Source organism: Bradyrhizobium sp. SPXBL-02 (assembly GCF_051853065.1).
Classification (GTDB): Bacteria; Pseudomonadota; Alphaproteobacteria; order Rhizobiales; family Xanthobacteraceae; genus Bradyrhizobium.
In genome coordinates, this window is sequence record NZ_CP182474.1 from 1,083,597 (window position 1) to 1,108,025 (window position 24,429).

At 65.3% G+C, this 24,429-nt stretch carries 26 protein-coding genes and 1 tRNA gene; 20 read left to right on the plus strand and 7 right to left on the minus strand.

What is annotated here, in order from left to right:
• Positions 1-73: 73 nt before the first annotated feature.
• The 13 genes from hisD (at position 74) to ACNJYD_RS05140 (ending at position 11,709) form a co-directional block, all read left to right on the plus strand.
• Positions 74-1,369, plus strand: coding sequence for a histidinol dehydrogenase (hisD, locus tag ACNJYD_RS05080; RefSeq protein ID WP_439365582.1), 1,296 nt, complete (start codon positions 74-76; stop codon positions 1,367-1,369).
• On the plus strand, positions 1,366-1,863 hold the full coding sequence (locus tag ACNJYD_RS05085; protein WP_172785141.1) for a UPF0262 family protein: 498 nt from the start codon (positions 1,366-1,368) through the stop codon (positions 1,861-1,863). Before hisD ends, ACNJYD_RS05085 begins: the two co-directional genes overlap by 4 nt.
• Positions 1,864-1,935: 72 nt before the next feature.
• Positions 1,936-2,403, plus strand: a complete 468-nt coding sequence (locus ACNJYD_RS05090; protein ID WP_439365583.1) for a low molecular weight phosphatase family protein — start codon at positions 1,936-1,938, stop codon at positions 2,401-2,403.
• 154 nt (positions 2,404-2,557) lie between these two features.
• Positions 2,558-3,187: a Maf-like protein gene (locus tag ACNJYD_RS05095; RefSeq protein WP_260374052.1), complete on the plus strand. Its 630-nt coding sequence runs from the start codon at positions 2,558-2,560 to the stop codon at positions 3,185-3,187.
• A gap of 155 nt (positions 3,188-3,342) precedes the next feature.
• Complete coding sequence (gene yacG / locus ACNJYD_RS05100) at positions 3,343-3,525, plus strand: DNA gyrase inhibitor YacG (RefSeq protein WP_172785233.1); 183 nt, start codon at positions 3,343-3,345, stop codon at positions 3,523-3,525.
• 186 nt (positions 3,526-3,711) lie between these two features.
• Positions 3,712-3,787, plus strand: a tRNA-Phe gene (locus tag ACNJYD_RS05105).
• A 249-nt stretch (positions 3,788-4,036) separates the two neighbouring features.
• A complete protein-coding gene (locus ACNJYD_RS05110) occupies positions 4,037-4,669 on the plus strand; it encodes a DUF1326 domain-containing protein (RefSeq protein ID WP_172785138.1) in 633 nt (210 codons plus the stop codon).
• A gap of 59 nt (positions 4,670-4,728) precedes the next feature.
• Positions 4,729-5,508, plus strand: a complete 780-nt coding sequence (locus ACNJYD_RS05115) for a DUF2182 domain-containing protein (protein WP_439365584.1) — start codon at positions 4,729-4,731, stop codon at positions 5,506-5,508.
• 354 nt (positions 5,509-5,862) lie between these two features.
• Positions 5,863-8,430, plus strand: coding sequence for a bifunctional diguanylate cyclase/phosphodiesterase (locus ACNJYD_RS05120; protein ID WP_172785136.1), 2,568 nt, complete (start codon positions 5,863-5,865; stop codon positions 8,428-8,430).
• 169 nt (positions 8,431-8,599) lie between these two features.
• Entirely contained in the window at positions 8,600-8,848 is a 249-nt protein-coding gene (locus ACNJYD_RS05125) for a hypothetical protein (RefSeq protein WP_212254010.1), read from the plus strand.
• A 190-nt stretch (positions 8,849-9,038) separates the two neighbouring features.
• Positions 9,039-9,701 (plus strand): FABP family protein, encoded by a 663-nt coding sequence (locus ACNJYD_RS05130; protein ID WP_439365585.1) that lies wholly within the window; start codon positions 9,039-9,041, stop codon positions 9,699-9,701.
• 19 nt (positions 9,702-9,720) lie between these two features.
• Positions 9,721-10,428, plus strand: coding sequence for a RibD family protein (locus ACNJYD_RS05135; protein WP_439365586.1), 708 nt, complete (start codon positions 9,721-9,723; stop codon positions 10,426-10,428).
• A 9-nt stretch (positions 10,429-10,437) separates the two neighbouring features.
• Positions 10,438-11,709: a flavin monoamine oxidase family protein gene (locus tag ACNJYD_RS05140; protein ID WP_439365587.1), complete on the plus strand. Its 1,272-nt coding sequence runs from the start codon at positions 10,438-10,440 to the stop codon at positions 11,707-11,709.
• A 44-nt stretch (positions 11,710-11,753) separates the two neighbouring features.
• Here the strand turns inward: ACNJYD_RS05140 and ACNJYD_RS05145 are convergent, their stop codons facing one another.
• The 6 genes from ACNJYD_RS05145 to ACNJYD_RS05170 all read right to left on the minus strand — a co-directional run bounded on the left by ACNJYD_RS05145 (position 11,754) and on the right by ACNJYD_RS05170 (position 16,521).
• Entirely contained in the window at positions 11,754-12,047 is a 294-nt protein-coding gene (locus ACNJYD_RS05145; protein ID WP_172785131.1) for a hypothetical protein, read from the minus strand.
• A 338-nt stretch (positions 12,048-12,385) separates the two neighbouring features.
• Positions 12,386-12,733 (minus strand): DUF3088 domain-containing protein, encoded by a 348-nt coding sequence (locus tag ACNJYD_RS05150; RefSeq protein WP_439365588.1) that lies wholly within the window; start codon positions 12,731-12,733, stop codon positions 12,386-12,388.
• A gap of 55 nt (positions 12,734-12,788) precedes the next feature.
• A complete protein-coding gene (locus ACNJYD_RS05155; protein WP_439365589.1) occupies positions 12,789-13,367 on the minus strand; it encodes a hypothetical protein in 579 nt (192 codons plus the stop codon).
• Between the two features lie 197 nt (positions 13,368-13,564).
• Positions 13,565-14,878 (minus strand): tetratricopeptide repeat protein, encoded by a 1,314-nt coding sequence (locus ACNJYD_RS05160; RefSeq protein ID WP_172785128.1) that lies wholly within the window; start codon positions 14,876-14,878, stop codon positions 13,565-13,567.
• A gap of 14 nt (positions 14,879-14,892) precedes the next feature.
• Positions 14,893-15,915, minus strand: coding sequence for an aldo/keto reductase (locus tag ACNJYD_RS05165; RefSeq protein ID WP_439365590.1), 1,023 nt, complete (start codon positions 15,913-15,915; stop codon positions 14,893-14,895).
• A 180-nt stretch (positions 15,916-16,095) separates the two neighbouring features.
• Positions 16,096-16,521: a PaaI family thioesterase gene (locus tag ACNJYD_RS05170; protein ID WP_439365591.1), complete on the minus strand. Its 426-nt coding sequence runs from the start codon at positions 16,519-16,521 to the stop codon at positions 16,096-16,098.
• 67 nt (positions 16,522-16,588) lie between these two features.
• Here ACNJYD_RS05170 and ACNJYD_RS05175 point away from each other — a divergent pair, with 67 nt between their 5' ends.
• Both ACNJYD_RS05175 and ACNJYD_RS05180 read left to right on the plus strand, forming a co-directional pair.
• Positions 16,589-17,218 (plus strand): NUDIX hydrolase, encoded by a 630-nt coding sequence (locus ACNJYD_RS05175; RefSeq protein ID WP_439367413.1) that lies wholly within the window; start codon positions 16,589-16,591, stop codon positions 17,216-17,218.
• A 56-nt stretch (positions 17,219-17,274) separates the two neighbouring features.
• Complete coding sequence (locus ACNJYD_RS05180) at positions 17,275-18,492, plus strand: hypothetical protein (protein WP_439365592.1); 1,218 nt, start codon at positions 17,275-17,277, stop codon at positions 18,490-18,492.
• 171 nt (positions 18,493-18,663) lie between these two features.
• On the opposite strand, the gene ACNJYD_RS05185 is transcribed toward ACNJYD_RS05180, so the two are convergent.
• The gene (locus ACNJYD_RS05185) at positions 18,664-18,969 is read right to left on the minus strand and encodes a hypothetical protein (RefSeq protein ID WP_172785123.1); all 306 of its coding nucleotides are present in this window, start codon (positions 18,967-18,969) and stop codon (positions 18,664-18,666) included.
• Positions 18,970-19,162: 193 nt separating this feature from the next.
• Between ACNJYD_RS05185 and ACNJYD_RS05190 the strand changes: the two genes are divergently transcribed.
• The 5 genes from ACNJYD_RS05190 to ACNJYD_RS05210 all read left to right on the plus strand — a co-directional run bounded on the left by ACNJYD_RS05190 (position 19,163) and on the right by ACNJYD_RS05210 (position 24,370).
• Positions 19,163-19,642, plus strand: a complete 480-nt coding sequence (locus ACNJYD_RS05190) for a hypothetical protein (protein ID WP_212254019.1) — start codon at positions 19,163-19,165, stop codon at positions 19,640-19,642.
• Positions 19,643-19,961: 319 nt separating this feature from the next.
• Positions 19,962-20,909 (plus strand): TAXI family TRAP transporter solute-binding subunit, encoded by a 948-nt coding sequence (locus ACNJYD_RS05195; protein WP_212254020.1) that lies wholly within the window; start codon positions 19,962-19,964, stop codon positions 20,907-20,909.
• A 154-nt stretch (positions 20,910-21,063) separates the two neighbouring features.
• A complete protein-coding gene (locus tag ACNJYD_RS05200; RefSeq protein WP_439365593.1) occupies positions 21,064-23,172 on the plus strand; it encodes a TRAP transporter permease in 2,109 nt (702 codons plus the stop codon).
• A complete protein-coding gene (locus ACNJYD_RS05205) occupies positions 23,133-23,552 on the plus strand; it encodes a DUF1850 domain-containing protein (protein ID WP_439365594.1) in 420 nt (139 codons plus the stop codon). The genes ACNJYD_RS05200 and ACNJYD_RS05205 overlap by 40 nt, the downstream gene beginning before the upstream one ends.
• 11 nt (positions 23,553-23,563) lie before the next feature.
• Positions 23,564-24,370 carry an SDR family NAD(P)-dependent oxidoreductase gene (locus tag ACNJYD_RS05210; protein ID WP_172785118.1) on the plus strand — a complete coding sequence of 269 codons (807 nt, stop codon included), beginning with the start codon at positions 23,564-23,566 and terminating at the stop codon, positions 24,368-24,370.
• Positions 24,371-24,429 lie beyond the last annotated feature (59 nt).

Below are 24,429 nucleotides of genomic sequence, written 5' to 3' on the forward strand. Positions count from 1 at the left end.
CCCCGCCGCGCCATTGAGCAGGGACCTGGTGCGCCGACCCGCCCCTCAAGACCAGCCGGAAGCCAAGCGAAACATGCCCGTTCGCCTCGACCGCAGCAGCGCCGATTTTGACCAGCGATTCGCCGCCTTCCTCGCCGCCAAGCGCGAGGCTTCGGCCGATGTGGAGGCCGCCGCGCGCGCGATCGTCGACGATGTGGCCAGGCGCGGCGATGCCGCCCTGCTCGAAGCGACAGCCAAGTTCGACCGCTTGAGGCTGGATGCGTCCTCGTTGCGCGTCTCCGCCGCCGAGATCGAGGCCGCCGTGAAGGCCTGCGAGCCTGCGACGCTGGATGCGCTCAAGCTCGCGCGCGACCGCATCGAGACCTATCACCGCCGCCAGTTGCCGAAAGACGAGCGCTTCACCGATCCGCTCGGCGTCGAGCTCGGCTGGCGCTACACCGCGATCGAATCCGCCGGCCTTTATGTGCCGGGCGGCACGGCCGCCTATCCGTCATCGGTGCTGATGAACGCAGTGCCGGCGAAAGTCGCCGGCGTGTCGCGCCTCGTGATGGTGGTGCCCTCGCCGGACGGCAAGCTCAATCCGCTGGTCCTGGCGGCCGCCCATCTCGGCGGCGTCACCGAGATCTACCGTGTCGGCGGTGCGCAGGCCGTCGCTGCGCTCGCGCATGGCACCGCGACCATCGCGCCGGTCGCCAAGATCGTCGGCCCGGGCAATGCCTATGTCGCTGCCGCCAAACGGCTGGTGTTCGGCAAGGTCGGCATCGACATGATCGCCGGCCCCTCGGAGGTGCTCGTCATCGCCGACGACACCGGCAATGCCGACTGGATCGCCGCCGACCTGCTGGCGCAGGCCGAGCACGACGCCAGCGCGCAGTCGATCCTGATCACGGACTCGGCGCGCCTCGCCGCCGACGTCGAAAAGGCGGTGGAAGCGCAGCTGAAGACGCTGCCGCGTGCCGCAATTGCCAGCGCGTCCTGGGCCGATTTCGGCGCTGTCATCATGGTGAAGAACCTCACCGACGCCATCCCGCTCGCTGACGCCATCGCGGCCGAGCATCTCGAGATCATGACCGTCGATCCCGACGCGCTCGCCGCGAAGATCCGCAATGCCGGCGCGGTGTTCCTCGGACCGCACACGCCCGAGGCGATCGGCGATTATGTCGGCGGCTCCAATCACGTGCTGCCGACGGCGCGCTCGGCGCGGTTTTCCTCCGGCCTCTCGGTGCACGACTTCATGAAGCGCACCTCGATCCTGAAATGCGGACCCGATCAATTGCGTGCGCTGGGGCCGGCCGCGATGACGCTCGGCAAGGCGGAGGGGCTGGACGCCCATTCGCGCTCGATTGGATTGCGCCTCAATCTGTCATGACAAAGCCGCCCGAACAGGACGACTCGACCAATCGCATCGTCGGCGTCACGCTCGACGAGGACTCGATCGGCCGTTCCGGGCCCGACATCGAGCACGAGCGGGCGATCGCGATCTACGATCTGATCGAGCAGAACCTGTTCGCGCCCGAGGGTGCGGAGGGCAAGGGCCCGTTCACGCTGCATATCGGCATCACCGGCAACCGGCTGATGTTCGACATCCGCCGCGAGGACGGCACGCCTGTCGTCGCGCATCTATTGTCGCTGACGCCGTTCCGGCGGATCGTGAAAGACTATTTCATGATCTGCGACAGCTACTACCAGGCGATCCGCACCGCGACGCCGGACAAGATCGAGGCCATCGACATGGGCCGCCGCGGCATCCATGACGAGGGATCGCGCACGCTGCAGGAGCGGCTGAAAGGCAAGGTGCGGGTCGACTTCGAGACCTCGCGCCGCCTGTTCACGCTCATTACCGTCCTTCATTGGAAGGGGTGAGCGCGCATGATCCCGAAAAGTGGGAACCGGTTTTCGGATCGGATCATGCGCAAAAACAAAAGAGCGTAAGCGATGGCTGCGCCCCCACGCGCACGCGATCCGCAATCGGTGCTGTTCGCCTGTGCGATGAACAGCGTGCGCTCGCCGATGGCCGAGAGCCTGTTGCAGCACATGTTTCCGCAAGGCCTCTACGTGAAGTCGGCCGGCGCCAGGAAGGGCGATCTCGATCCCTTCGCGGTCGCCGTGATGGGCGAGCTCGGCCAGGACATCTCGGCCCACAAGCCGCAGACCTTCGAGGAGCTGGAGGATTGGGAGGGGCTGAATTTCGACCTCATCATCACGCTCTCGCCCGAGGCGCACCATAAGGCGCTGGAGCTGACGCGAACGCTCGCCGCTGAGGTCGAATACTGGCCGACGCACGATCCCACCACCATCGAAGGCAGCCGCGACCAGAAGTTAGCTGCCTATCGCGAGGTCTGCGATCAGCTCCTGATGCGCATCCGCCGGCGGTTTGCGAAAGTGGGCGCGGCGAGCGGGTAGCATGCGGCGGCCGTAACACCCGCGTCACAGAGTGAGTGCACGCATGTCGGAACCCTCGAATCAGCAAAGTCCGGGTTCCCGGGTTGTGAAATCAGCCCCCTTCCGATAGGTTCCGCGCGCAATTTCACCCCTGCCTCATCCCCCAAATCACCTGATGCTCGGCCGCCCCAAATTCGTACTTGCCTCCGGTTCGCCGCGTCGGCTGTCGCTGCTCAACCAGGCCGGCATCGAGCCGGATGCGCTCCGCCCGGCCGACGTCGACGAGACGCCGAAGCGGGGTGAGCTGCCGCGCGCCTGCGCCAACCGGCTGGCCAGGGCCAAGGCCGACGCCGCGCTGAAGTCGGTGCAGCTCGACGACGAGCTGCGCGGCGCCTTCATCCTCTCCGCCGACACGGTGGTGGCGGTCGGCCGCCGCATCCTGCCCAAAGCCAATCTGGTCGACGAAGCCGCGCAGTGCCTCCGTCTCCTCTCGGGCCGCAACCATCGCGTCTACACCGCGATCTGCCTGGTCACGCCGCGCGAAGCGTTCCGCCAGCGCCTGGTCGAGACCCGCGTGCGCTTCAAGCGCCTCTCCGAGGACGACATCCAGGCCTATATCGGCTCGGGCGAGTGGCGCGGCAAAGCCGGCGGCTACGCCGTGCAGGGCATCGCCGGGTCCTTCGTGGTCAAGATGGTCGGGTCTTACACCAACGTGGTCGGCCTGCCGCTCTACGAAACCACCACGTTGCTCGGCGGCGAGGGTTTCCCGATCCGTTTCGGCTGGCTCAACTCCACCGCGGTGTGAGCCCCGGTGAGGCGCCGACAAAAACCTCGAAAACAACCCCATGCACAGTAGAATGGCCCGGCCGGTCCGCGCAGCGGCGTATGTGCGGCTGCGCCAGGAACCCGTTTCCCGACAGACTCTTGAACTCCGTCACCCCGCGTAAGCTGCCGACACCCATGGACAACCAGGTCACCAAGCCCACGGGCTCGCTCAGAACCTGCCCGATCTGCGGCAAGCCGCAGACGCAGGCCACCCGCCCGTTCTGCTCCTCGCGCTGTCGCGACGTCGATCTGAACCGCTGGCTGAAGGGCTCCTACGTCATCCCCGGCCGCGACGACGAGGCGGATGACGTCGAATAATCAATCTATATCAATGCCTTAATGGCCTTCCTGAGGTGCCCCGCACCCGCCGCAGCAACCCCACCCGATGTTGTGCACAGAAGGGCCGCGCCCGGCGCAGCCACTTGGCGAAGCCGGGTGGACAGGCCGCTCTCGGCCCACTATAAACCGCCCGCTCGATGGGCTTTGGCCCCTCTCTTGGAGCACGCCCAGGTAGCTCAGTTGGTAGAGCATGCGACTGAAAATCGCAGTGTCGGTGGTTCGATTCCGCCCCTGGGCACCATGGCTCTGACGTCGGATATCCCCGAGATGTGGCTGCCCCTGAGGCACTACCCTCGTTCGGTATACGTGGCCGGCGGCCGCTGATATGATCCTCGGACGGTAAACGGCAGCTCGCCACCATACTTTTTCTGCGATGCCGGCCTTCTGATCGGATCTCGATCCCGCTCGCGCCTTTCGCCTTGCCTCGACAAGAACGCTGAACAAATTCGTCAACGGCTGCCGCGTCCCCGCTCACATCAGGAGATGTGCCATGGCTGCATCGGACTGGCGTCTCGAAGGCGAATGGATGAAGAACTGCAGCTGCGCGTTTGGCTGCCCCTGCGATTTCAACGCACGGCCGACCCAAGGCTATTGCAAGGGATTGGTCGCCATGCGGATCGCCAAGGGACATTTCGAAGGGACCAGGCTCGATGGTCTCTGCTTTGCGATCACGGTCGATTTCCCTGGGCCGCTGCATGAGGGCAACGGGACAATCCAGCCCATCATCGACGAACGCGCTACGGCGGAGCAGCGTCAGGCGTTGTTCGATATCTTTTCCGGCAAGCATTCGGCCGAAGGCACGCTTTTCCAGATCGTCAGCATGATCGTCACCAAGATCCACGATCCGGTGTTTGTGCCGTTCGAGTTCTCCTTCGACAAGGACGGACGCATCGCAAGGCTCCTCGCCAGGGGCGTGCTCGAGACCGATGTCGAGCCGATCAAGAATCCGGTGACCGGTGATCCGCATCGCATCCAGGTGGTCATGCCCGAGGGGTTCGAACATCGGGCGGCCGAGGTCGCATCCGCCAACATCCGCTCGACCGGCGCGATTCCGTTCGAGACCCGCGGTACGCATAGCTCGCTCGCCAATGTCGTGCAGACGCCGGAGGGCGTTGCGGCATGATGCGGCGCTGACACCGACACAAACCTCGGTGTCAGCTCCTCATCGCTATGGACAAGTCGATGCAGGGGCGCTCGATACTGGAACATTTGCTCCACCGCGACCGGCTGATCGTCGCGATCGGGACCGCCGCAGTGGTGGCGCTCGCCTGGGCCTACCTCGCTGCGGGCGCCGGCATGGACACCGAGATGATGGCCGACATGCCGGACATGGCGCCGATGCCGTGGACGCCATTCTATGGCGTACTGCTGTTCGTGATGTGGTGGGTGATGATGGTCGCGATGATGGCGCCGAGCGCGGTGCCCACCGTTCTCCTGTATGCGACCGTCAAGCGCAGGCAAGAGACTGCCTCCCGCGCCGCAACCGATAGCTGGACCTTCCTCGCCGGCTATCTCGTGACCTGGGCCGGGTTCAGTCTCGCTGCCGTCCTGGTGCAAGGAGCGTTCGAACGCTTCGGGTTGCTGTCGATGGCGATGGCGAGCACCAGCGCGATCATGGGGGGCGGCGTTCTGATTGCAGCAGGGATCTATCAGTTCACGCCGCTCAAACAGGCCTGCCTGCGCTATTGCGAGAGCCCGCTGTTGTTTCTCAGCCGACATTGGCGGCCCGGCACGCGCGGCGCATTCCGGATGGGACTTCGCCACGGCAGCTATTGCGTCGGCTGCTGCTGGTTTCTGATGGTATTGCTGTTCGTCGGCGGCGTGATGAACCTCGCCTGGATCATCGGCATCGCGCTCTATGTCGCCGGCGAGAAACTGCTGCCGTTCGGCCAACGACTGAGTTATGCGGCAGGCGTGCTCCTCATCCTGTCCGGCACGATCGTCGTTGCGCGCGCGATGTGAAAAGCGGTCCAAAGACGGTTAAAATGCGCCGCTTTTGACATGCCCATGTGCCTGATTGCTCAAAACCGGCCGACCTCCGTGATGATACGGATGATTTGAGCTGAAGAATTGAGCTACGTCCAAACAGAAACTTAAGGCTGTTTCAGCTACCTTTGCGCCATGAACGGCACCCGCGCGCCGCCTTCGGCCGCGGGTGTCCCTGTGCAGTCGAGGCGGAGACAAGGCGATGCCAATACTGCGAGCGAGCGCAGTTCTGCCCTGGCGGCCGGAGCGGGGGCGCGCGTCGTGATTCCCGCAGGAACAGTCCACAAAGCCGGAAGAACGATCCTGCGGAATGGTCCGCTGCAGATCGCATTGTTCTTTCTGCCCCTGGTCTGGATCGGCTATTTCGCAATCACCGCGTCTGAGCGGATGGATGCGATCCAGCAAGCGCGGTCGCACGGCAACAGCGTCGCCGAATTGTTCGAGGAGAACACCGAGCGCATCTTCGAGCGCGTGGATCAGTCGTTGCTGGTGGTACGGGCACTCTACGCCGAGGATCCGCTGACCTTCCGCCTGAAGTTCTGGTCCGAAAAGGCCCGCATCGCCACCGGCGACGTGGTCCAGCTCGCTCTGATCGGATCGGACGGATACATGATCGAGACGACGGCGGGCTATTCCGGTCCGCCGCTCTATCTCGGTGATCGCGAGCACTTCGTTCATACCATGTCGCAGGCCGACGATCGCCTTTACGTGGCGAAGCCGGTGCTGGGCCGCGCGTCCAAAAAATGGACGATACAGCTCGCGAGAAAGCTGTTCGACCTCGCCGGGAAGCCGGTCGGCGTGGTTGTCGGCTCGATCAGCGTCGACGTCGTCGGCAGGTTCTACGACACCGCAAAGCTCGGCGTCGGAGGAACGCTGATGCTCAGGAATGCGAACCACGTCGTGCTCGCTGCCCGGGGCGTGGACCAGGGCTCCGTGCTGGGACAAAGCGCGCCGAGCCGCGTCGAGAGTGAACTGGGCGACGGCTTCTATGCGCAATATTGGAACGAGAACCGGCCGAACCGCAGCGACCGGCTGATCACGGCGCGCAGGTCGCGCGCGTTTCCGCTCATCTTCACCGTCGGCGTTTCGGAGCAGGAGATTTATTCCCGCTCCGCCTTCAGGCAGAAGGTCTATCTCGGCGGCGCGCTGCTGCTTACGTTCATCATCCTCGCCGCGACGACCTTCCATTGGCGACGGCAGCAGGCGCTGGATCGCGCCCACCGCGAGCGGCGCGATTTCGCCAGCAAGTTCGAGGATGCGCTCAGGAACCTTCCCCAGGGCTTGAGCATGTTCGACGGCCGGGACCGCCTGATCGCGTTCAACGGGCAATGGCTCGAACTCTATGGCCTCGTGCCGGAAGACATTCGGATCGGCATGGACTTCCGGGAGGTGTTCGCGAAGCAGACCGCCGTGCTCGACGTCGAGACGTACCTCGTCGATTTGAAGAACCGGCTCGCTCAGTCGGAGCAGATCTCGAACACCGTGCAGTTTCCGGACGGGCGGGTCGTCTACATCTCCTACGGCCGGCGCGAGGGCGGTGGCTGGGTTGCCACGCATGAGGACATCACCGAGCGCAAGGCGTCGGCGGACCGCATCGAGCGGCTCGCGCATTACGACAGCCTGACCGGCCTTGCCAATCGCAACCTGTTCAAGGAGCGCCTCGACGAGGCGCTGGCCCGCTCGCGCCGGATCGAGCCCGCGTTCGCCGTACTCCTGCTCGATCTCGACAAGTTCAAGTCGGTCAATGATGCGCTCGGCCATCAATGCGGCGACGCGTTGCTGAAGCAGGTCGCCGACCGGATCAAGGCGCAGATCCGTGATGCCGATACGGCGGCGCGAATCGGCGGCGACGAGTTTGCCGTGATCGTGGCAGCGGGCCGGGCGGCGATGCGCGACGGCGCTGCAAGCCTGGCCGCGCGGCTGGTCCAGGCCATTGCCGAGCCCTATCACATCGACGGCCATCCCGTCGTGATCGGCTGCAGCATTGGCGTTGCGCTCGTGCCCGAGCACGGCACGCGGGTCGACGAGATCCTTCGCAATGCCGATCTTGCGCTCTACAGGTCGAAGAATGCCGGCCGAAGCTGCTTCCACGTCTATTCAGCGGAGCTCAAGGCGGAAGCGGATCAGCGCAACGTGCTCGAGATCGAGCTGCGTGAAGCGATCTGGCGCGAGGAAATCGAGCTCTATTATCAGCCTGTGATCGAGCTTGGCACCGGTCAGGTCAAATCGGTCGAGGCCCTGGCGCGCTGGCATCACGCCACCAGGGGCTACATCCCTCCGGCAGAGTTCATTGCGGTTGCGGAGGCGGGGGGATTGATCGTCGAGCTCGGCCAACAGGTGCTCGCCAGAGCCTGTCGCGATGCGATGAGCATGCCGGCCGACGTCAAGGTCGCCGTCAATCTCTCCGCCCTGCAATTTGCCAGCGCCAATCTCGTCGACACCGTGACGTTTGCGTTGACGCAGAGCGGGCTTCCGCAAACCCGGCTCGAGCTCGAGATCACCGAGAGCGTATTTCTCGCCGACACCGAGGAGAACCTCAGGACGCTCCAGCGCCTCAAGGCGCTCGGCGTCTCCATCGCCCTCGACGATTTCGGCGTCGGATACTCGTCCTTGTCCTATTTGACGGCCTTTCCTTTCGACAAGGTCAAGATCGACAAATCCTTCATCGACAGGATCGATCGCTGCGAGACCGTCGCCGTGCTGAAATCCATCGTGCAGCTCGCAAAGACGCTGAAGCTGTCGATCGTCGCCGAGGGGGTCGAGTCCTCCGAACAGGTCAGGCTGCTCCAATCACTCGGTATACCGCTCGGCCAGGGATTTCACTTCAGCAAGCCCGTGCCGGTTGCAAACCTCTCCTGGCAAGCCCCGACGGCGCGCCGGAAACGGCGTGTGGCGTGAGCTGAATTCCTCCGGCGTTTGTCATCATGGCCGGCCACTGCAGCCCCTTGGGCCCAAGAGAGCTGCTCAACTGTTGGTCCGGCGCCTCCGCCGTCCTGGCACTCCACTTGCTCAGTCATGACCCAACCCCAGGCCTCGGCGGAGAGGCCGTTTCAGGTTGAGGCAAGTGATGCAGGAAGTGTCCCGTTCTGGTGCTGCTGATGAACTCCGGCTCGACGCGTTGATCGCCGATTTATGGTGGCGCGTTCGGCTGATTAATACCGACATTCTCGAGGAGGAAGCGCGCGCCGGGGTGTTCGACCCGGTTCAACCGACCTATCCGCTTCTCGCGCTCAACCTTCGCGCGCGGCGCGACAATCTGGTCGCGACGATCGGCGTGCTCGAGCTGCGCGCGAAATCGGTGTCCGAAGCGGCCTGACGACGGCTCGCGGGCGCGCCGGCAGCTCAACGACCTGGTCAACCTGCGCGCTGCAGCGCCCGAGCGCGCGCGGGATGCAATACGCATCATCGCATGGCTCGAATGCCTCCGGCGCTTTGCCGGTAACAGTTGAATTCAGACCGCCGCCGGCCCGTGTTATTGCTGGTCTCTGCAACTCCGCGAGGCCTCCATGCTCCCCGTTCCCGCCGATATCTTCACCGAACCCGAGGACGTCTCGCCCGACGGCCTGGCCAATCTCGGCCCGCTTCGGCGTCTTGCCGGCACCTGGCAGGCGGACAAGGGCATCGACATCAATCCGAAGGCGGAAGGGCCGGAGCGCCGGACCTTCATCGAGCGCATCCGCATGGACCCGATCGATCCGCAGGCCAATGGGCCGCAGCTGTTGTACGGGCTGCGCTATCACATTCACATCAACACGCCCGAGGAAGACATCACCTTCCACGACCAGGTCGGCTACTGGCTGTGGGAGCCGGCGACCGGGCTGATCATGCAGACCCTGGCGATCCCGCGCGGGCAGGTGCTGCTGGCCTCGGGTGAGGCCGGACCGGATGACAGGGCGATCTCGGTCACCGCCAAGCGCGGCGACACCGCCTACGGGATCTGCTCGACCGATTTTCTGGAGCAGGCCTTCCGTACCGACGCTTATCGCTGCGACATCACTTTCAACGACGACGGCAGCTGGACCTATCTGATCCAGACAGAGTTGTTCGTGCGCGGCGCGCCGTTCAATCACCACGACACCAACACGCTCCAGCTGGTGGCGCCGCCCAGGCTCAATCCGCTGGCGGCGATCGTGCACGGTCGTGCTGCAGGCGATGGATCCGCGGCCTGAGCGCTGCCCGGAGGATTGCATGAAACCGTATGTCATCTGCCTGATGCACTCCAGCCTCGACGGCCGCACGCATCCCAGCCGCTGGCGTCCGAAAGGCGCGGGCACGGACTGGTTCGAGAAGATCCATGAAGAGCTCGGCGGTGATGCCTGGGTGATCGGCCGCGTCACCGGATCGGAATTCGCCAAGGGCAAGCCCTATCCCGCGACGAACGCGAAATTCCCACGCGAGAGCTGGTTCGCCCGGCGCGATGCGAAGACCTACGGTGTCGTGCTCGATGCAGAGGGCAAGATCGGCTGGGGGCGCGCGGAGATCGGCGGTGATCCGATCGTCGTCGTGCTGACCGAGAACGTCCCGGATTCGCATCTCGCCGGCCTCCGCGGCGAGAGCGTGTCCTACATCTTTGCCGGCAAATCCGAGATCGACCTCGCCCTGACGCTGGACATTCTCAGCCGCGAGCTCGGCGTGAAGCGTCTGCTGGTCGAGGGTGGTGGCGTCGCCAACGGCGCGTTCCTGCGCGCCGGCCTCATCGACGAATTCAATCTGATCCTCAGCCCCGCGATCGACGGCGCAAAAGGCGCCCCCTTCGTGTTCGATTCGACGGAGGCGGACGGCGACCGGCGCGCGCCGCTCACCGCGATGACGCTGGAGAGCACGCGCGAGCTCGGCGGCGGCGTTCTGCTGCTGCGCTATCTGATCCAGAACGATCCGCAAGCCGCGAGCCGGTAAGGCGCGGCCATGTCCGATCCATCCGAGCACATCGTCATCGTCGGTGCCGGCGCGGCCGGCCTGATGGCGGCGCGCGAGCTGGCGCGTGCCGGCCGCAAGGTGACGATCCTGGAGGCGCGCCAGCGCTGCGGCGGCCGCATTCATCCGCTGCCGGCCGCGGAGTTCGGCTATGCTGCCGATGGCGGCGCCGAGTTCATTCATGGCGAGGCGCCGGTCACGCGCGCATTGCTGCGCGAGGCCGGCCTGTCGCTTCAGGAGATCGAAGGCGAGCGGTGGAGCTTTGACGGGACGAAGCTCACGCGCGAGGCGCGCGACGATCCCCATGAGGCGGAGCTTCAGGCCGTGCTGGGCGGCTTGCAGGACGACCTCACGGCCGCCGACTTCCTGCGCCTGCATTTTGCAGGCGATAACTACGCGCCGATGCGCCATTCGATCGAGCGGATGGTCGAAGGCTATGACGCAGCCGATCCCGAACGCGCCTCCACGCTGGCGCTACGCGCGGAATGGATGGACGGCGGACACGCTCCGCAGGCGCGCATCGCCGGCGGCTACGGTGCGATGATCGAATGGATGGCGGCCGACTGCCGCAGGCACGGCGTCACCATCCGCCTCGGCTCCGTCGTGTCGGCCATTGCGGAGGAGGGCGGCGCGGTGATCGTTCGCTGCGCCGGCGGCGATGTGCAGACCTGCGATCGCGCGATCATCACCGTGCCGCTGCCGCTGCTGCGCGACATCGCGCTGCCGGCCGGCGCGGTGGCCAAGCTTGCGGCTGCCGACGATATCGGCTTCGGCAACGTCATCAAGATCCTGCTGCGCTTCGCGCGGCCATGGTGGCGCGAGCGCATGGCAGACCTTGCCGACATGACCTTCCTGCTGTCGGATGAGGTGATCCCGGTGTGGTGGACGCGCTACCCGGACCAGCGTCCCGTGCTCACGGGCTGGTTCGGCGGACCGCGCACGGCGGAGCTGGAAAGCCTCGACGCGCAAGCCCTGATCGATGCCGGGCTCGGCTCGCTGGCCACCGTCTTCGGCCTGCCGCGCGATCACATCGCGCGCGAGCTGGTGGCGTCTGCTGCGACCAATTGGGCGCATGATCGCTTCGCGCGCGGCGCCTATTCGTGGGCGACGCCGCGCACCCGCGAGGCACAGGCGATCCTCGCGCGTGCCGACGGCTTGGTGCTGTTTTCGGGTGAAGCGCTCTATCGCGGCCGCGACATGGGCACAGTCGAGGCGGCCCTGGCGAGTGGCCTGGAGACGGTGGCCGCGATCCTGCAGAAATAACAAAAGAGGCCCGCATCTCTGCGGGCCTCTCGTCTGTGTCCCTCTTACCAGCGACCGCCGCCGAAGCTGAACGTCACGCCGGGGCCTCCGCCGTAGTACCCATAGGGGCCACCGCCGTAATAGCTATGGCGCGGGTAGTAGCCGTAGCTTCTGTAATAGGGCCGATAATAGCCGTGATGGTGGTGACCGTGCCAGCGGTAGTGCCTGCGGTGCGCGCTGATGTCGGTGGATTGGCTTTCCTGCGCGGTTTGCTTGGCGCTTACGCTGCCGGCCGCGTTCGCCGATCCGCCGGCCAACGCCGCAGCACCGAGGGCGATCGCGGCAATGAGATATTTCATGTCATCACTCCAGTTGAATGTCGCGTGACAACACATGAGCATCCCGCGCGTTCCGGCCGGTGCGGGCGTCGAAACGACGCAGATATCAGTTCCGATGAACGCTCGTTAACGTTTGTGAACGCTCGAAAGGCGCGCGTTCTATCGTCGCATGACGAGGCTTCGCCTGCCGATTGGTGCCCCGGACGCAGCGCAGCGTCTCTTCGACGATGCGCTGCTGAGCCGGGGCCTATTTTCCTGGTGGACCCGCTGCATGGGTCCCGGCTCTGCGCAGCAGCGCAAGGAGCGTTGCAGCGCGTCCGGGACACGAGAGTGGGGCATACAGATTTTCGCACACACTATCACGGATGCGGATCGGGAAAGCCGTGCCGCTCGGAGAGCGCGGCGAGGATCGCGTCCTTGTCTGCGATGAAGGCGCGGCCATGATGGCTGCCGGTCTGGTGCGGCGAAGTCGCCCCAGTCGCGAGCACGAGCAGCGGCAGCGACTGATTCTCCTTGCCGACCAGCGCGATCACGGCTTGCCGCGGCCGTGGCCAGGGGATCCGCTCGACGTCGAGCTTTTCGGCCAGCTGTGGAAACGAGGCCAGCACACCCTCGATCAGCGCGCAGTGCCAGCAATAGAAGCGTTGGCCCGGAAAGGCCGGATCCTCGAAGCCGGGACGCAGCAGAAACAGGCGGTCACGTTTCATAGGTCGCTCCGTGACGTCATCGCCATCGTACGCGTTGACGCCAGCGGACACGGAGCTATTTGAACGGATCCTGGATCGACGGCGACGATTGCCGGATGCGGCGCACGCTGACGGGGGTGCCGTCGGAGACGAACAGGAGCTCGTATTTGCGGCCCTGGCTGTCGGTCGCCGAGCAGGTGACGTCGTTCACCTTCCTGGCGGCGAAGTTGCCGGTCTGGCGGCAGATCCCGGTCGAGGTCTGCTCGGCCGGCACCGGCAGGCCATCGACCTTGGGGCGGTCCTTGGAGTTGAGCAGCACGCGGTCGATTGGGAGTTCATAGGAATTGTCGTCGGCGCGCTTGCCGTTCTCGCCGGAGAACGACACCACATGACTGTCATCGGAGGGATCGTCGACTGCGACCGCGAAATTGACCCGGCCCGTGTCGCCGTGGGCGTAGGCCACCGTCTTGCAGGGCAAGGTGCGGCCTGCGACCCTGAACGTCTTGCAGTGGCCCGACATCAGCGCCAGGAGATCGATGAAGGCGTTCGGCTGCGCCGGCGGATTGTTGACCGGAATGGGCTTGGAAGTCTCGGCAAAACAAGGACTTGCCGAGACAACGAGCAACGCGGCGAGGACCAATCGGCGAAGGTGCATCGTAGGGCTCACGGGGGCCATGGCGGCGGAACAATTCCGCACCATAACTATCGAATCGCAAATTGGTTGCGATCCCGTTTGTGCTGCGAGTCCCGACTGGAATACCACCGCGTCAACCCCGACGGCGATTCGTTCAAATCGCCCGATCCATCCCAGCGGGCACATGCCATCAGGCCGGTGTTTTTTTCGTGGCGGAGCTAGCCCACCGCCGCCTGCCAGCGCTGATCGCGGAAGGAGGGGCGGCGGTGGAGGCGGGCGTCCAGCGCGGCGCGGGCGCGGGGCAGCTCGCCGCTACGCATCAGCGCGACGATATAGGTGTCCTCGATCAGCTCGCGCTGGGCGTGGCTGCCGCCGATGCGCACGACCTCGCCGAGCACCGGCGCGAGCATCTGCACGCAGGTCCGGTAATCCTCATCGGCGAAAGCCGCGAGCGCGCGGAAGATCGCCGGCACCACCGGGCCGGCCGGCAGCTTGCCGTCAGCCAGCCGCTGCTCGATCGCCGCAAGGCGGACGGCGAGCGCTTCGCGATTCTGCATCGCGGCCGCGAACAGCGCCATGTGGACGTCGGCAAAGGAAAGGCTCGATTTCGGAAACAGTTTTTGCGCGGCGGCGTCGGCTTCCAGCCACAGCGCCTTCGGCACCGCATGGCCGTACATCGACAGGCGCCACAGCAGCGAGGCACTGTCGGTGATGACGTTGAGCGGCGGCGCCTGCGTGGCAGTGGGCTGAAGCACGTCGGCGTAGATCGCGAGCGCCCGCGCCGCATCGCCATGCTCGAGCGCGCCGAGCGCCTGATGCCAACGGATATGGCCGTGGAGGAGTCCGGCGCGGCCGTAAGCCGGGATCCATTCCTCGACCAGGCGATCGGCTTCCTCGATCGATCCATCCTCGAACATCGCATGCAGCACCGCATGCGCGGCATGGGCATTCGCCCGACGCAGATTGAAGCCGCGCTCGGTGACGATGCGCCCCCGCGCGACGTCGCCATTCTCCGTCATCGCCCAGCCGGACATCGTGAGGAACCACCAGTCCTCGCCGTAATGCTGCGCGACCCTCTCGCAGAGCTCGTGCCGGGCGCGGTCGTGATCGGCCATGCCGGAGAAGGCGAACAGGCCGAACGCGCCGAGCGGCAGCGACAGCACCACGGCGTCGCGGGGCCATGCGTCGATGTGCTTCAGCGTCGATGCGATCGCCTCCGGCAGCCGGCCCTCGATCGCGAGCGCCAGCGTCTCGACATGCGAGCGCTCGCGCTCGCTGCCGCGCTTCGCCACGAGCTCACGCGCGCGTGCCGCCTTCTGTCGCGCGAGATCGCCCTGCTGGTAGAAGGCATGCACGCGGCCGCGGGCGATATGGGCCAGCGCGAAATCAGGGTCGGCCGCGATCGCGCGCTCCAGCATCTCCGCCGTGCCGGTCCAGCCCGCGAGCATGAGGTCGACGCCGTCACGATAGGCGCTTGCTGCCTCGTGCGATGAGGTGGAGAGCGGCAAGCCGTAGCGGTCTTCAAGCGTCATCGACGTCCCCGTCCTCACGCCGTCCGCGCGCGGCGGCCTTCGATCGGATAGGCCGGGTCGTTATAGCCCGGCGTCGAGGGATGGCCTGATGTCACCAGGCGGTCGATCAGCGCCTCGTCCTCCGCGGTGAAACGATAATCGAGCGCGCTTATGTAGCCGTCCCATTGCTCCTCGGTGCGGGGACCGGCGATCACCGACGAGACGAAGGCGGAGTTGAGCACCCAGCCGACCGCGAATTGGCCGGCGGTGATGCCTTTCTTCTCGGCGTGAGCCTTGATCTCCTGGGCGAGCTGGAGCGATTCCGGCCGCCATTCCGTCTGCATCATGCGGGTGTCGTTGCGGCCGGCGCGCGTCTCCTTGTCGGGCGCCGCATCCACCTTGTACTTGCCGGTGAGCACGCCGCGCGCCAGCGGGCTGTAGGGCACGATGCCGAGGCCGTAATAGGCGCAGGCCGGAAACTGCTCGACCTCCGGCATGCGGTTCATGGCGTTGTAATAAGGCTGGCTCACCGCGGGCCGGTCGATGCCGAGGCGGTCGCAGATGTTGCAGATCTCGGCGAGGCGCCAGGCGCGGTAGTTCGAGACGCCGAAATAGCGCACCTTGCCTGATCGAATCAGGTCACCCATCGCGCGCACGGTCTCCTCCAGCGGCGTGGCATGGTCTTCCTTGTGCAGATAGTAGATGTCGATGCGATCGGTGCCGAGCCGCATCAAGCTCTCGTCCGCCGCCTGCAGCACCCAGCGCCGCGACAGCCCGCCGCGATTGGGATCATCGCCCAATTCGCTATTCATGGGGTTTGCGAGCTTTGTGGCAAGCACCCAGGCTTGGCGGTTGCGCGCGATGGCGCGGCCGACGACCTCCTCCGAGCCGCCTTTCGAATAGGCGTCCGCGGTATCGATGAAATTGATGCCGGCGTCGTGGGCCTTATCGATGATCCGCGTTGATGTGGCTTCGTCGGTCGGCCCGCCGAACATCATGGTGCCCAGGCAAATCGGCGACACTTTCAGGCCGCTGCGGCCGAGCTGACGGTATTGCATGAGCGGGTCCTCGATATGTTATGGGCGCAGCATAGCCGCCGGGTTGCGTCATTGCGAGCGCAGCGAAGCAATCCAGAGATGCCTCCGCGGAGAGGTGCTGGATTGCTTCGTCGCAAGAGCTCCTCGCAATGACGGCGGTGGGTGCGGTGTGCAGCGTTGGCGGCCTTGCTGACCGAACAGCTACCCCGGCGCCTTCAAGATCTTGAACACGCCGTTCGCCATCACGATGCAGCGGTCGTCCACCGTCAACTCGGTGCTCATGAAGATCAGGCTGCGGGTCGAGCGCACCACGCGGGGGCGGGAGATCAGGATGTCGCCGATCTGGCCGGCCTCGACGAAATGGGTGTCGAGCTGCACCGTCGCCAAGTACTCCTTGCCGGAGACGTGGCGGGCCGTTATGCCGCAGGTGCGATCGGCGAACGTCATCATCACGCCGCCCTGGACCATGCCGCGGCGGTTGTGGTGCTTGTCTTCGGTCGCGAGCGCGAACTCGTAATGGCCGTCGACCTTGCGCTCCCACAAGGGGCCGATCAGGTGCAGGAAGCCCGTGGTCTCCAGGATGCTCCAGCCCTCTGATTTCAGCCTTGCGGCGGCCTTGCTGGTCATGTCGTCGTCCATCCTTGCAACGCGATCTCTCCTCGTTTCATCAGATGCGGTCCTGGTGTAGTCAAGCATCATGAGAGCGTTCGACGATGCCACGAGACGGAATATCGCGGAGGCCTGCGCGGCCTTCGCGCGGCTGCCCGAGATAGCCGAGACGTCGGCGCTGAAGCGCGCCGCAGTGGTGCTGGCGCTGACTGAATCCGACGACGGTGGCGACACCGCCTTCCTGCTCACCAGGCGCGCCTCGCACCTGCGCGCCCATCGCGGCCAATGGGCGCTGCCCGGCGGACGCTGCGATGCCGGCGAGACGCCGGTCGAGGCCGCGCTGCGCGAGCTCGACGAAGAGCTCGCACTCGAGCTTTCAGCCGATGCGGTGCTCGGCCTGCTCGACGACTATCCGACGCGCTCGGGCTATCTGATCACGCCGGTCGTGGTCTGGGCAGCCGACAGTGCTGCGATCCGCCCGAACCCGGACGAGGTCGCTTCCGTCCATCGCATCGCGCTCGACACGATCGAGCGCGACGATGCCTTCGACTTCACCGCGATTCCCGAGAGCAGCCGCCGCGTAATCCGCTTCCATCACCAGATGAGCCTGATCCACGCCCCGACCGCGGCGCTGATCTACCAGTTCCGCGAGGTGCTGGCGGGGCGGCACACTCGCGTGACCGACCTGGAACAGCCGGTATTTGCCTGGAGGTGACGATGGTAAACGGCGCGTTAACGTGACGGTTACCGGATGCCTGCTAAGAAGGCAGCATGCATCATTCGATTCGAAACAAATTGGCGCTGGTTCCGCTCGCGCTCGTCCTGATCTCGCCCGCAGCGCGCGGCGCCGAGGCCGACGCGCTGCCGCCCGCCGTTCGCAATGCCAACGCCCAGCTGCTGTCGCAGTTTTTCGCGCAAGGCGCGGGGGCCTCGCCCGCGGTGCTCGAATATCGCCGCAAGCTCGCGGAATATCAGGCCGCGCGCGCGGCCTTCGATGCCGAGGCCGGCGCTTACTGGAGCCAGATCTCCGAGAAGCGGAAGACGCGGAACGCCAAGCGGCGCAGCGGGCAGCAGATCACGCTCGATGATTACGTTCTGGAGCATCCGCCGCTCTATACCGGGCCGAAAAAGCCGGTGAACCCGGAGCCGGAGGAAACCCCGGACCGGCCGCCCAAGAAGCCCATCCCCGTGGTCGCCGATCTGCTGCGCGCGGCGCAGGAGCACTACCAGTTCACGCCGCAGCGCCCCTCCAGCGAGCTCGAGTTCAAGCGCGCCTATGCGCGCTACGCGCTGGCCTCCGGGTTGACGCGCGAGCAGGCGGTGCGGGTCTATTCGTTCGAGACCGGCGGCACCGGCAGTTACGACGTGCAGGCGGGCATCGAGCATGGCGGCAAGCGCGCGATCTCGACCGCGATGGGCTACAACCAGCTGCTCACCACCAACAGCGTGGAGCTGCTCGCCGAGCAGGGCCATGAATTCATTCGCGCGCTGTCCGAGAAGGTGGCGCGGAGCTCGGGGCCGGCCCGCCAGGCGCTCGAGCACAAGCTCGCCGTGCTCAAGAAGATGGTGGTGCATGCGAAGTCGGTGCCCGACACCTGGTCGGAGCACGAGAAGATCGGCAACACGACGCAGGGCTGGGCCATGCATGCCATGGTGCTGGACATCGACATCGGCCCGATGCTGCAGACCCACAAGCTGCTGACATCCGTGCTGTTCGCCCGCGCCAAGGGCTTCACCCGCCCGCTGTCGGCGGCCGAGCTCGAGATGATGAACCTCACCGGCGACGGCACCGGCCTCGACATGGTGACGATGCCGCAGGCGATGCGCGAGCAGGTGCCGACCTCGAATTTCTTCCAGCGTGGCGGCTACGAGCGCAACCCGGTCGCGATCCGCCACAACACGGTGGCGAAGCTGCTGGCCGTGACGGACGAGCGCATGGACTTCAACAGCAGCAAAGCCGGCGCAAGGGAGCTGGCAGGGGCGTTTTAGGAGCGCCTTCTTCACCTCTCCCCGCTTGCGGGGAGAGGTCGGATTGCATCGTCAGATGCAATCCGGGTGAGGGGGTACAGGTCCCTCGACAATCTCATGCGTGGAGAGAGGCCCCTCACCCCAACCCTCTCCCCGTAAGAACGGGGCGAGGGAGCGCACCGACCGCGACTTCTACTGATCCGGCCCGAACTTGAACTTGCCGTCACCCTCCAGATACGGGCCGCTGCGCATGTAGAGCTGGCCGTTGTGGCCGAGGAAGAACAGCGTGCCCCTGGGCACCTTCTTGGCGCCCTTCAAGAGCTCGCCGGCATTGCTGGTGCCCATCTTGTAGGAATAGGTCTTGCCGTCCTTGTCATAGGCGTAGCCGGTGTCGGGCTTGAGCTCCCAGGGCATCGCTGCGGTTTGCGCCAATGCGGGCCCTGCCAAAGCGCCGAGCGCGGCTGCGATTGCAAATGTCTTGATTGAAAATGCCGTCATCCCATCCTCCCAAGGTCGGGACATTCCAGGCTTGAACAAATCACGAACGATGCGTCCCGGTCAATTTGCGAAAGCGCCGCAGCGCATCACGTCTTGCCCAGCAGTTTGTGATTTTCCCTTCGTCCCCTCGCGACTATGTTCCGCTTTCCGTCTAGAACGCAACTCGACAAAAATATTGGTGGGGGTGATTCGAATGAACCTTGTCGTTAAAGCCTGCTCGGCTGCCGCGGTGCTGCTTACCGCGCTGGCGCCGGCCGCCCAAGCCGATGACTACCAGCTCAGCCACAACCAGCGGATTTCGTGCAGCCGCGGCCTTGCCCCGGGCAAGCTGAACACGGCGACCTGCAAGTCCTACACCTATCTCTTCAACACCAAGACGTCGGAATATTTCCGCTGCCAGGTCTCCCTGGCGCTGACCCGCGACAACAAGGAAGTCATCAACGTCCAGACCGACGGCGGCTGCACCAAGAAGCCGCGCATTTTCGAGACCGACGGCAAGTATGATTTCGACGCCACCGAGACCGAGCCGCCGAACACCAATTCGTTCTTCGGCCCCGGCGGCTATTCGGTCTGGGCGGCCGACGTCGGCGCGCAGAAGGTGCGCGGCTGCATCATCATCTCCTCCGGTCTCGGCTCCGACATCTCCAAATGCCTGGACATGACGTTCCAGTAGCATTGCTGCTGAGGGTGTGCTCGACCATCGCCTCGTAGAAGGTGCGTTCCCTCCCCGCTTGCGGGGGAGGGCTGGGGAGAGGGTGTCTCCGCAATGGGACCCTCCCCTAGAGGAGATAGCCCTCACCCGGGCCTTCGGCGCGACCTCTCCCGCAAGCAAAGCGGGAGAGCTGAAGTGCGCCACCTCACCGCACCGTCGGGTTCCAAAAAAAAACCAGCGGGAACGGCCCTTTGCCGCAGTCCTGTTTTGCCTTTTGGATGGGTTGACCCGCATCCCTCATCCGGCCAATTTCGCCGCCGGTTTGGGGAGAACAACAACCATGAAACGGACCATTTTCGGCGCGGCCGCGGCTCTTGCTCTGGCGGCGTCGGCACCTTGCGCGCAGGCGCAATCCTTCGTCAACGTGCTGACCGGCGGCACCTCGGGCGTCTATTACCCGCTCGGGGTCGCGATCGGAAAGATCTACGGCGACAAGATTCCCAACGTGAAGACGCAGGTGCAAGCCACCAAGGCGTCGGTCGAGAACCTGATCCTGTTGCAGCAGGGCCGCGGCGAGCTGGCGTTCACGCTGGGCGATTCGCTGAAGGCCGCCTGGGACGGCGAGGAGGAAGCGGGCTTCAAGACCAAGCTCGACAAGCTGCGCACGATCGGCGCGATCTATCCGAACTACATCCAGATCGTCGCGACCGCTGAATCCGGCATCAAGACGCTGGCCGACCTCAAGGGCAAGAGCCTGTCGGTCGGCGCGCCGAAGTCGGGCACCGAGCTGAACTCGCGCGCGATCCTGGCCGCTGCCGGCATGAGCTACAAGGATCTCGGCAAGGTCGAATATCTGCCCTTTGCCGAATCGGTCGATCTCATGAAGAACCGGCAGCTCAACGCCACGCTGCAATCGGCCGGGCTCGGCGTCGCCTCGCTGAAAGACCTCTCGACCTCGAGCCCGATCACCGTGGTGTCGGTGCCGAAGGAGACGGTCGACAAGATCGGCCCGCCCTTCGTCTCCGCGATCATTCCGGCCAACACCTATACCGGCCAGGACAAGGACGTGCCGACCGCGGCCGTGATCAATTATCTCGTCACGAGTTCCGCGGTGTCGGACGATCTCGCCTATCAAATGACAAAACTGATCTACGAGTCCCTGCCGGAATTGCAGAATGCGCATGCGGCCGGCAAGGAGATCAAGCTCGAGACGGCAGCCACCGGCAGCCCGGTTCCGCTGCACCCTGGCGCGATCCGCTATTACAAGGAAAAGGGGCTGATCAAGTAGGATCGGCTCTCTCCGTATCGTCATGCCCGGGCTGTCCCGGGCATCCACGTTCTTAGAGGCAGCGTAACCGTGGATGCCGGGACAAGCCCGGCCATGACGTGTGCGGAGACGGGCCTTTGCTATAACGACCTCCATCAGGGCGCGGGGAATATCGATGTCGCAGGCAGAGGCCACCGAGGGCCCTATCAAGGTCGAGTTCGACAATTTCGAGCACGGTTTTCCGGAAGGGTTCGGCCCGGGCTGGTGGGGCCAGCTCGCCTACTGGATCGGCATCGCGTTCGCGACCTTCCAGCTCTATGTCGCCGCGTTCAACTATCTGCCGAGCCAGGTGGTACGCGGCGTCCATGTCGGCTTCCTGCTCCTGCTCACCTTCGGCCTGATCGCCAACTTCACTGCGAAGAGCGATTTCGGCCGTGCGCTCGGCTGGGTGATCGGCGGCGCCGGCTTCTTCTGCGGTCTCTACCAATGGATCTTCTATGCCGACCTGATCGCGCGCGACGGCGATCCGACCAGGCTCGATCTCGCCGTCGGCACGCTGCTCGCGGTGCTGATCTTCGAGGGCACGCGGCGACTGATGGGCGCGGCGCTGCCTCTGATGTGCGGCGCGTGTCTCCTCTATTGGTTTTTCGGGCAGTACCTGCCGTCGCCGCTGAACCATCGCGGCTATGATTTCGACCAGATCGTCACGCATCTGTCGTTCGGCACCGAAGGCTTCTACGGCGTGCCGGTCTACGTCTCGGCGACCTACATCTTCCTGTTCATCCTGTTCGGCTCGTTCCTGGAGCGCGCCGGCATGATCCAGCTGTTCACCGATGTCTCGCTCGGCCTGTTCGGCCGCACCCGCGGCGGACCTGCCAAGGTCGCGGTGTTCGCCTCGGGCATGATGGGCACCATCTCCGGCTCGGGCGTCGCCAACGTCGTCACCGTCGGCCAGTTCACGATCCCCTTGATGATCAAGTTCGGCTACCGCCGCGCCTTCGCCGCCGGCGTCGAGGCCACGGCCTCGATGGGCGGTCAGATCATGCCGCCGGTGATGGGCGCGGTCGCCTTCATCATGGCCGAGACGCTCGGCGTGCAATATTCGGAGATCGTCAAAGCGGCGGCGATTCCCGCAATCCTCTATTTCGCCTCCGCGTTCTGGATGGTGCATCTGGAAGCTGGCAAGCACGGCCTCGTCGGCATGAAGCGTTCGGAGATCCCGAGCGCCTGGAAGGCGCTGGTGACGCGCTGGTACCTCGTGCTGCCGCTCGCGGCGCTGGTCTACATGCTGTTCGAGGGTTTTACGCCGCTCTACGCCGGCAGCATGGGCCTTGCGCTGACGGTGACGCTGATCCTCGGCACCGCCATCACGACGGGTGCCTCCTCGAATGTGATCCGCACCATCTTCTGGGTCGGGCTCGCGCTCGTGGTCGCCGCGCTGTCGCGCGACGGCCTCCAGATCGTGCCGGTCGCGACCGTCGTGGTCGGCCTGATCGTGATCACGGCCTTCGTGCGCGGCGGCTTTGCGGCGTTGCGCGCCTGCCGCGATGCGCTCGCCGAGAGCGCGAAATCCGCCATCACCGTCGGCATGGCCTGCGCCATCGTCGGCGTCATCATCGGCATGATGTCGCAGACCGGCGTCGGCACCATCTTCGGCGGCTGGGTGATCGGTCTCGGCGAGAAGAGCCTGTTCCTGGCGCTGGTCATGACCATGCTGCTGTCGATCCTGCTCGGCACCGGCATCCCGACCATCCCAACCTACATCATCACCGCGGCGCTCGCAGCGCCTGCGCTGGCCAAGCTCGGCGTGCCCTTGATCGCGAGCCACATGTTCGCATTCTACTACGGCATCATGGCCGACCTCTCGCCGCCGGTAGCGCTCGCCGCGCTTGCGGCCGCGCCGATCGCCAAGGAGAACCCGGACAAGATCGGCTGGGAGGCGATGCGCATCGCGCTCGCCGGCTACGTCATTCCCTTCATCTTCGTCTATTCGCCGGCCTTGATGCTGCAGGCCGGCGATCCCATGGCGGCCAAGCTCGGCTTCTACGGCGCGGTGGCGCTGGCGAGCTTGAAGGCGCTGGTGGCGATCGGCCTGTTCGGCATGGTCGCGATCGGCTTCCTGTTCACGCGGCTGACGCTGATCGAGCGCGTGGTCGCGCTCGGCGGCGCACTCTGTCTGCTCGGCGAATTCCCGTTCAGCGACACCGCCGGCTTCGTGCTCGCCGCCGCGCTCGTGCTGTGGCAATGGCGGCAGCGTCCGCCGGCAACGGTCGAGGCGGTGTGAGTCTCTGTCTTGCGACAGTTGGCGGCGTGAAGGCGCTCGCCCTGTCCGCGTTCACGCTTGTCTGGACGCATTCGATCGCCAAGGTCGAATGGCAGGAAGACTGGCGCCTCACGCCCGCCGGCCTCGAGCTGGTGCAGGCCCGCGTCAAGGGCACTGGCCCCGGCATGGAGCCGCCGCCCGAGGCGCGGCTGGTCGATGGCTGGTTTCAATGGCGGCCGCAGCGTGCGCCGATGCCGGAGGTGGTGCTCGGCAATTCCGGCGCGGCCGGGGAATGGCGACTGTGCCATGGCGGGAAGTGCCGGACGTTGTCGGAGATTGTCGGGCATCCCATTGGTGCTAACGTGACCAAAATGAGCATCTGCGAACAACAAGAGAAATAAGGGAGATCACGATGGATCGGCTCAAGGGCAAGGTTGCGATGGTGGTGGGGGCCGGCTCGATCGGACCCGGCTGGGGCAACGGCAAGGCGACCGCGGTGACCTTTGCGCGCGAGGGCGCGCAGGTGTTTTGCGTCGATCGCAATGCTGCCGCGGCCGAGGAGACCGCGAAGATCATCACGGGCGAAGGCGGCAAGGCGACGGCATTCACGGCCGACGTGTCGCGCGCCAGTGAGATCGAGGCGATGGTCGCGGCGTGCCTGAAGGCCTATGGCCGCATCGACGTGCTCGACAACAATGTCGGCATCGCCGAGATGGGCAGCGTGGTCGAGGTGAGCGAGGACAGCTGGGACCGCGTCTTCAGCGTCAACCTCAAGAGCGCCTATCTCGCCATGAAGCACGTCATCCCGATCATGGTGAAGCAGGGCGGCGGCTCGATCATCAACATCTCCTCGATCGCCTCGATCCGCCACATGGGCATCTCCTACGTTACCTACGGCACCTCGAAAGCGGCGATGAACCAGATGACGCGCACCACGGCGATCGAGTTCGCGCGTCATCATGTGCGCGTCAACGCGATCCTGCCCGGCCTGATGAAGACGCCGATGGTCGAGCACTCCGCCGGCCTCGCCGCCAGCTACGCCAAGGGCGATGTCGAAGCGATGTGGCGCGCGCGCGACGCGCAGGTGCCGATGGGCCACATGGGCGATGCATGGGACGTCGCCAACGCCGCGCTGTTTTTGGCGTCGGACGAGTCGAAATACGTGACGGGCATCGAGCTCGTGGTCGACGGCGGGATCACGTGCAAGGCGGGGGCGTAGCTTTCAGTCTTCGTCGCCGTCCCGGATTGGCGCTCCACTTGTCCGGGACGACGCCGAGA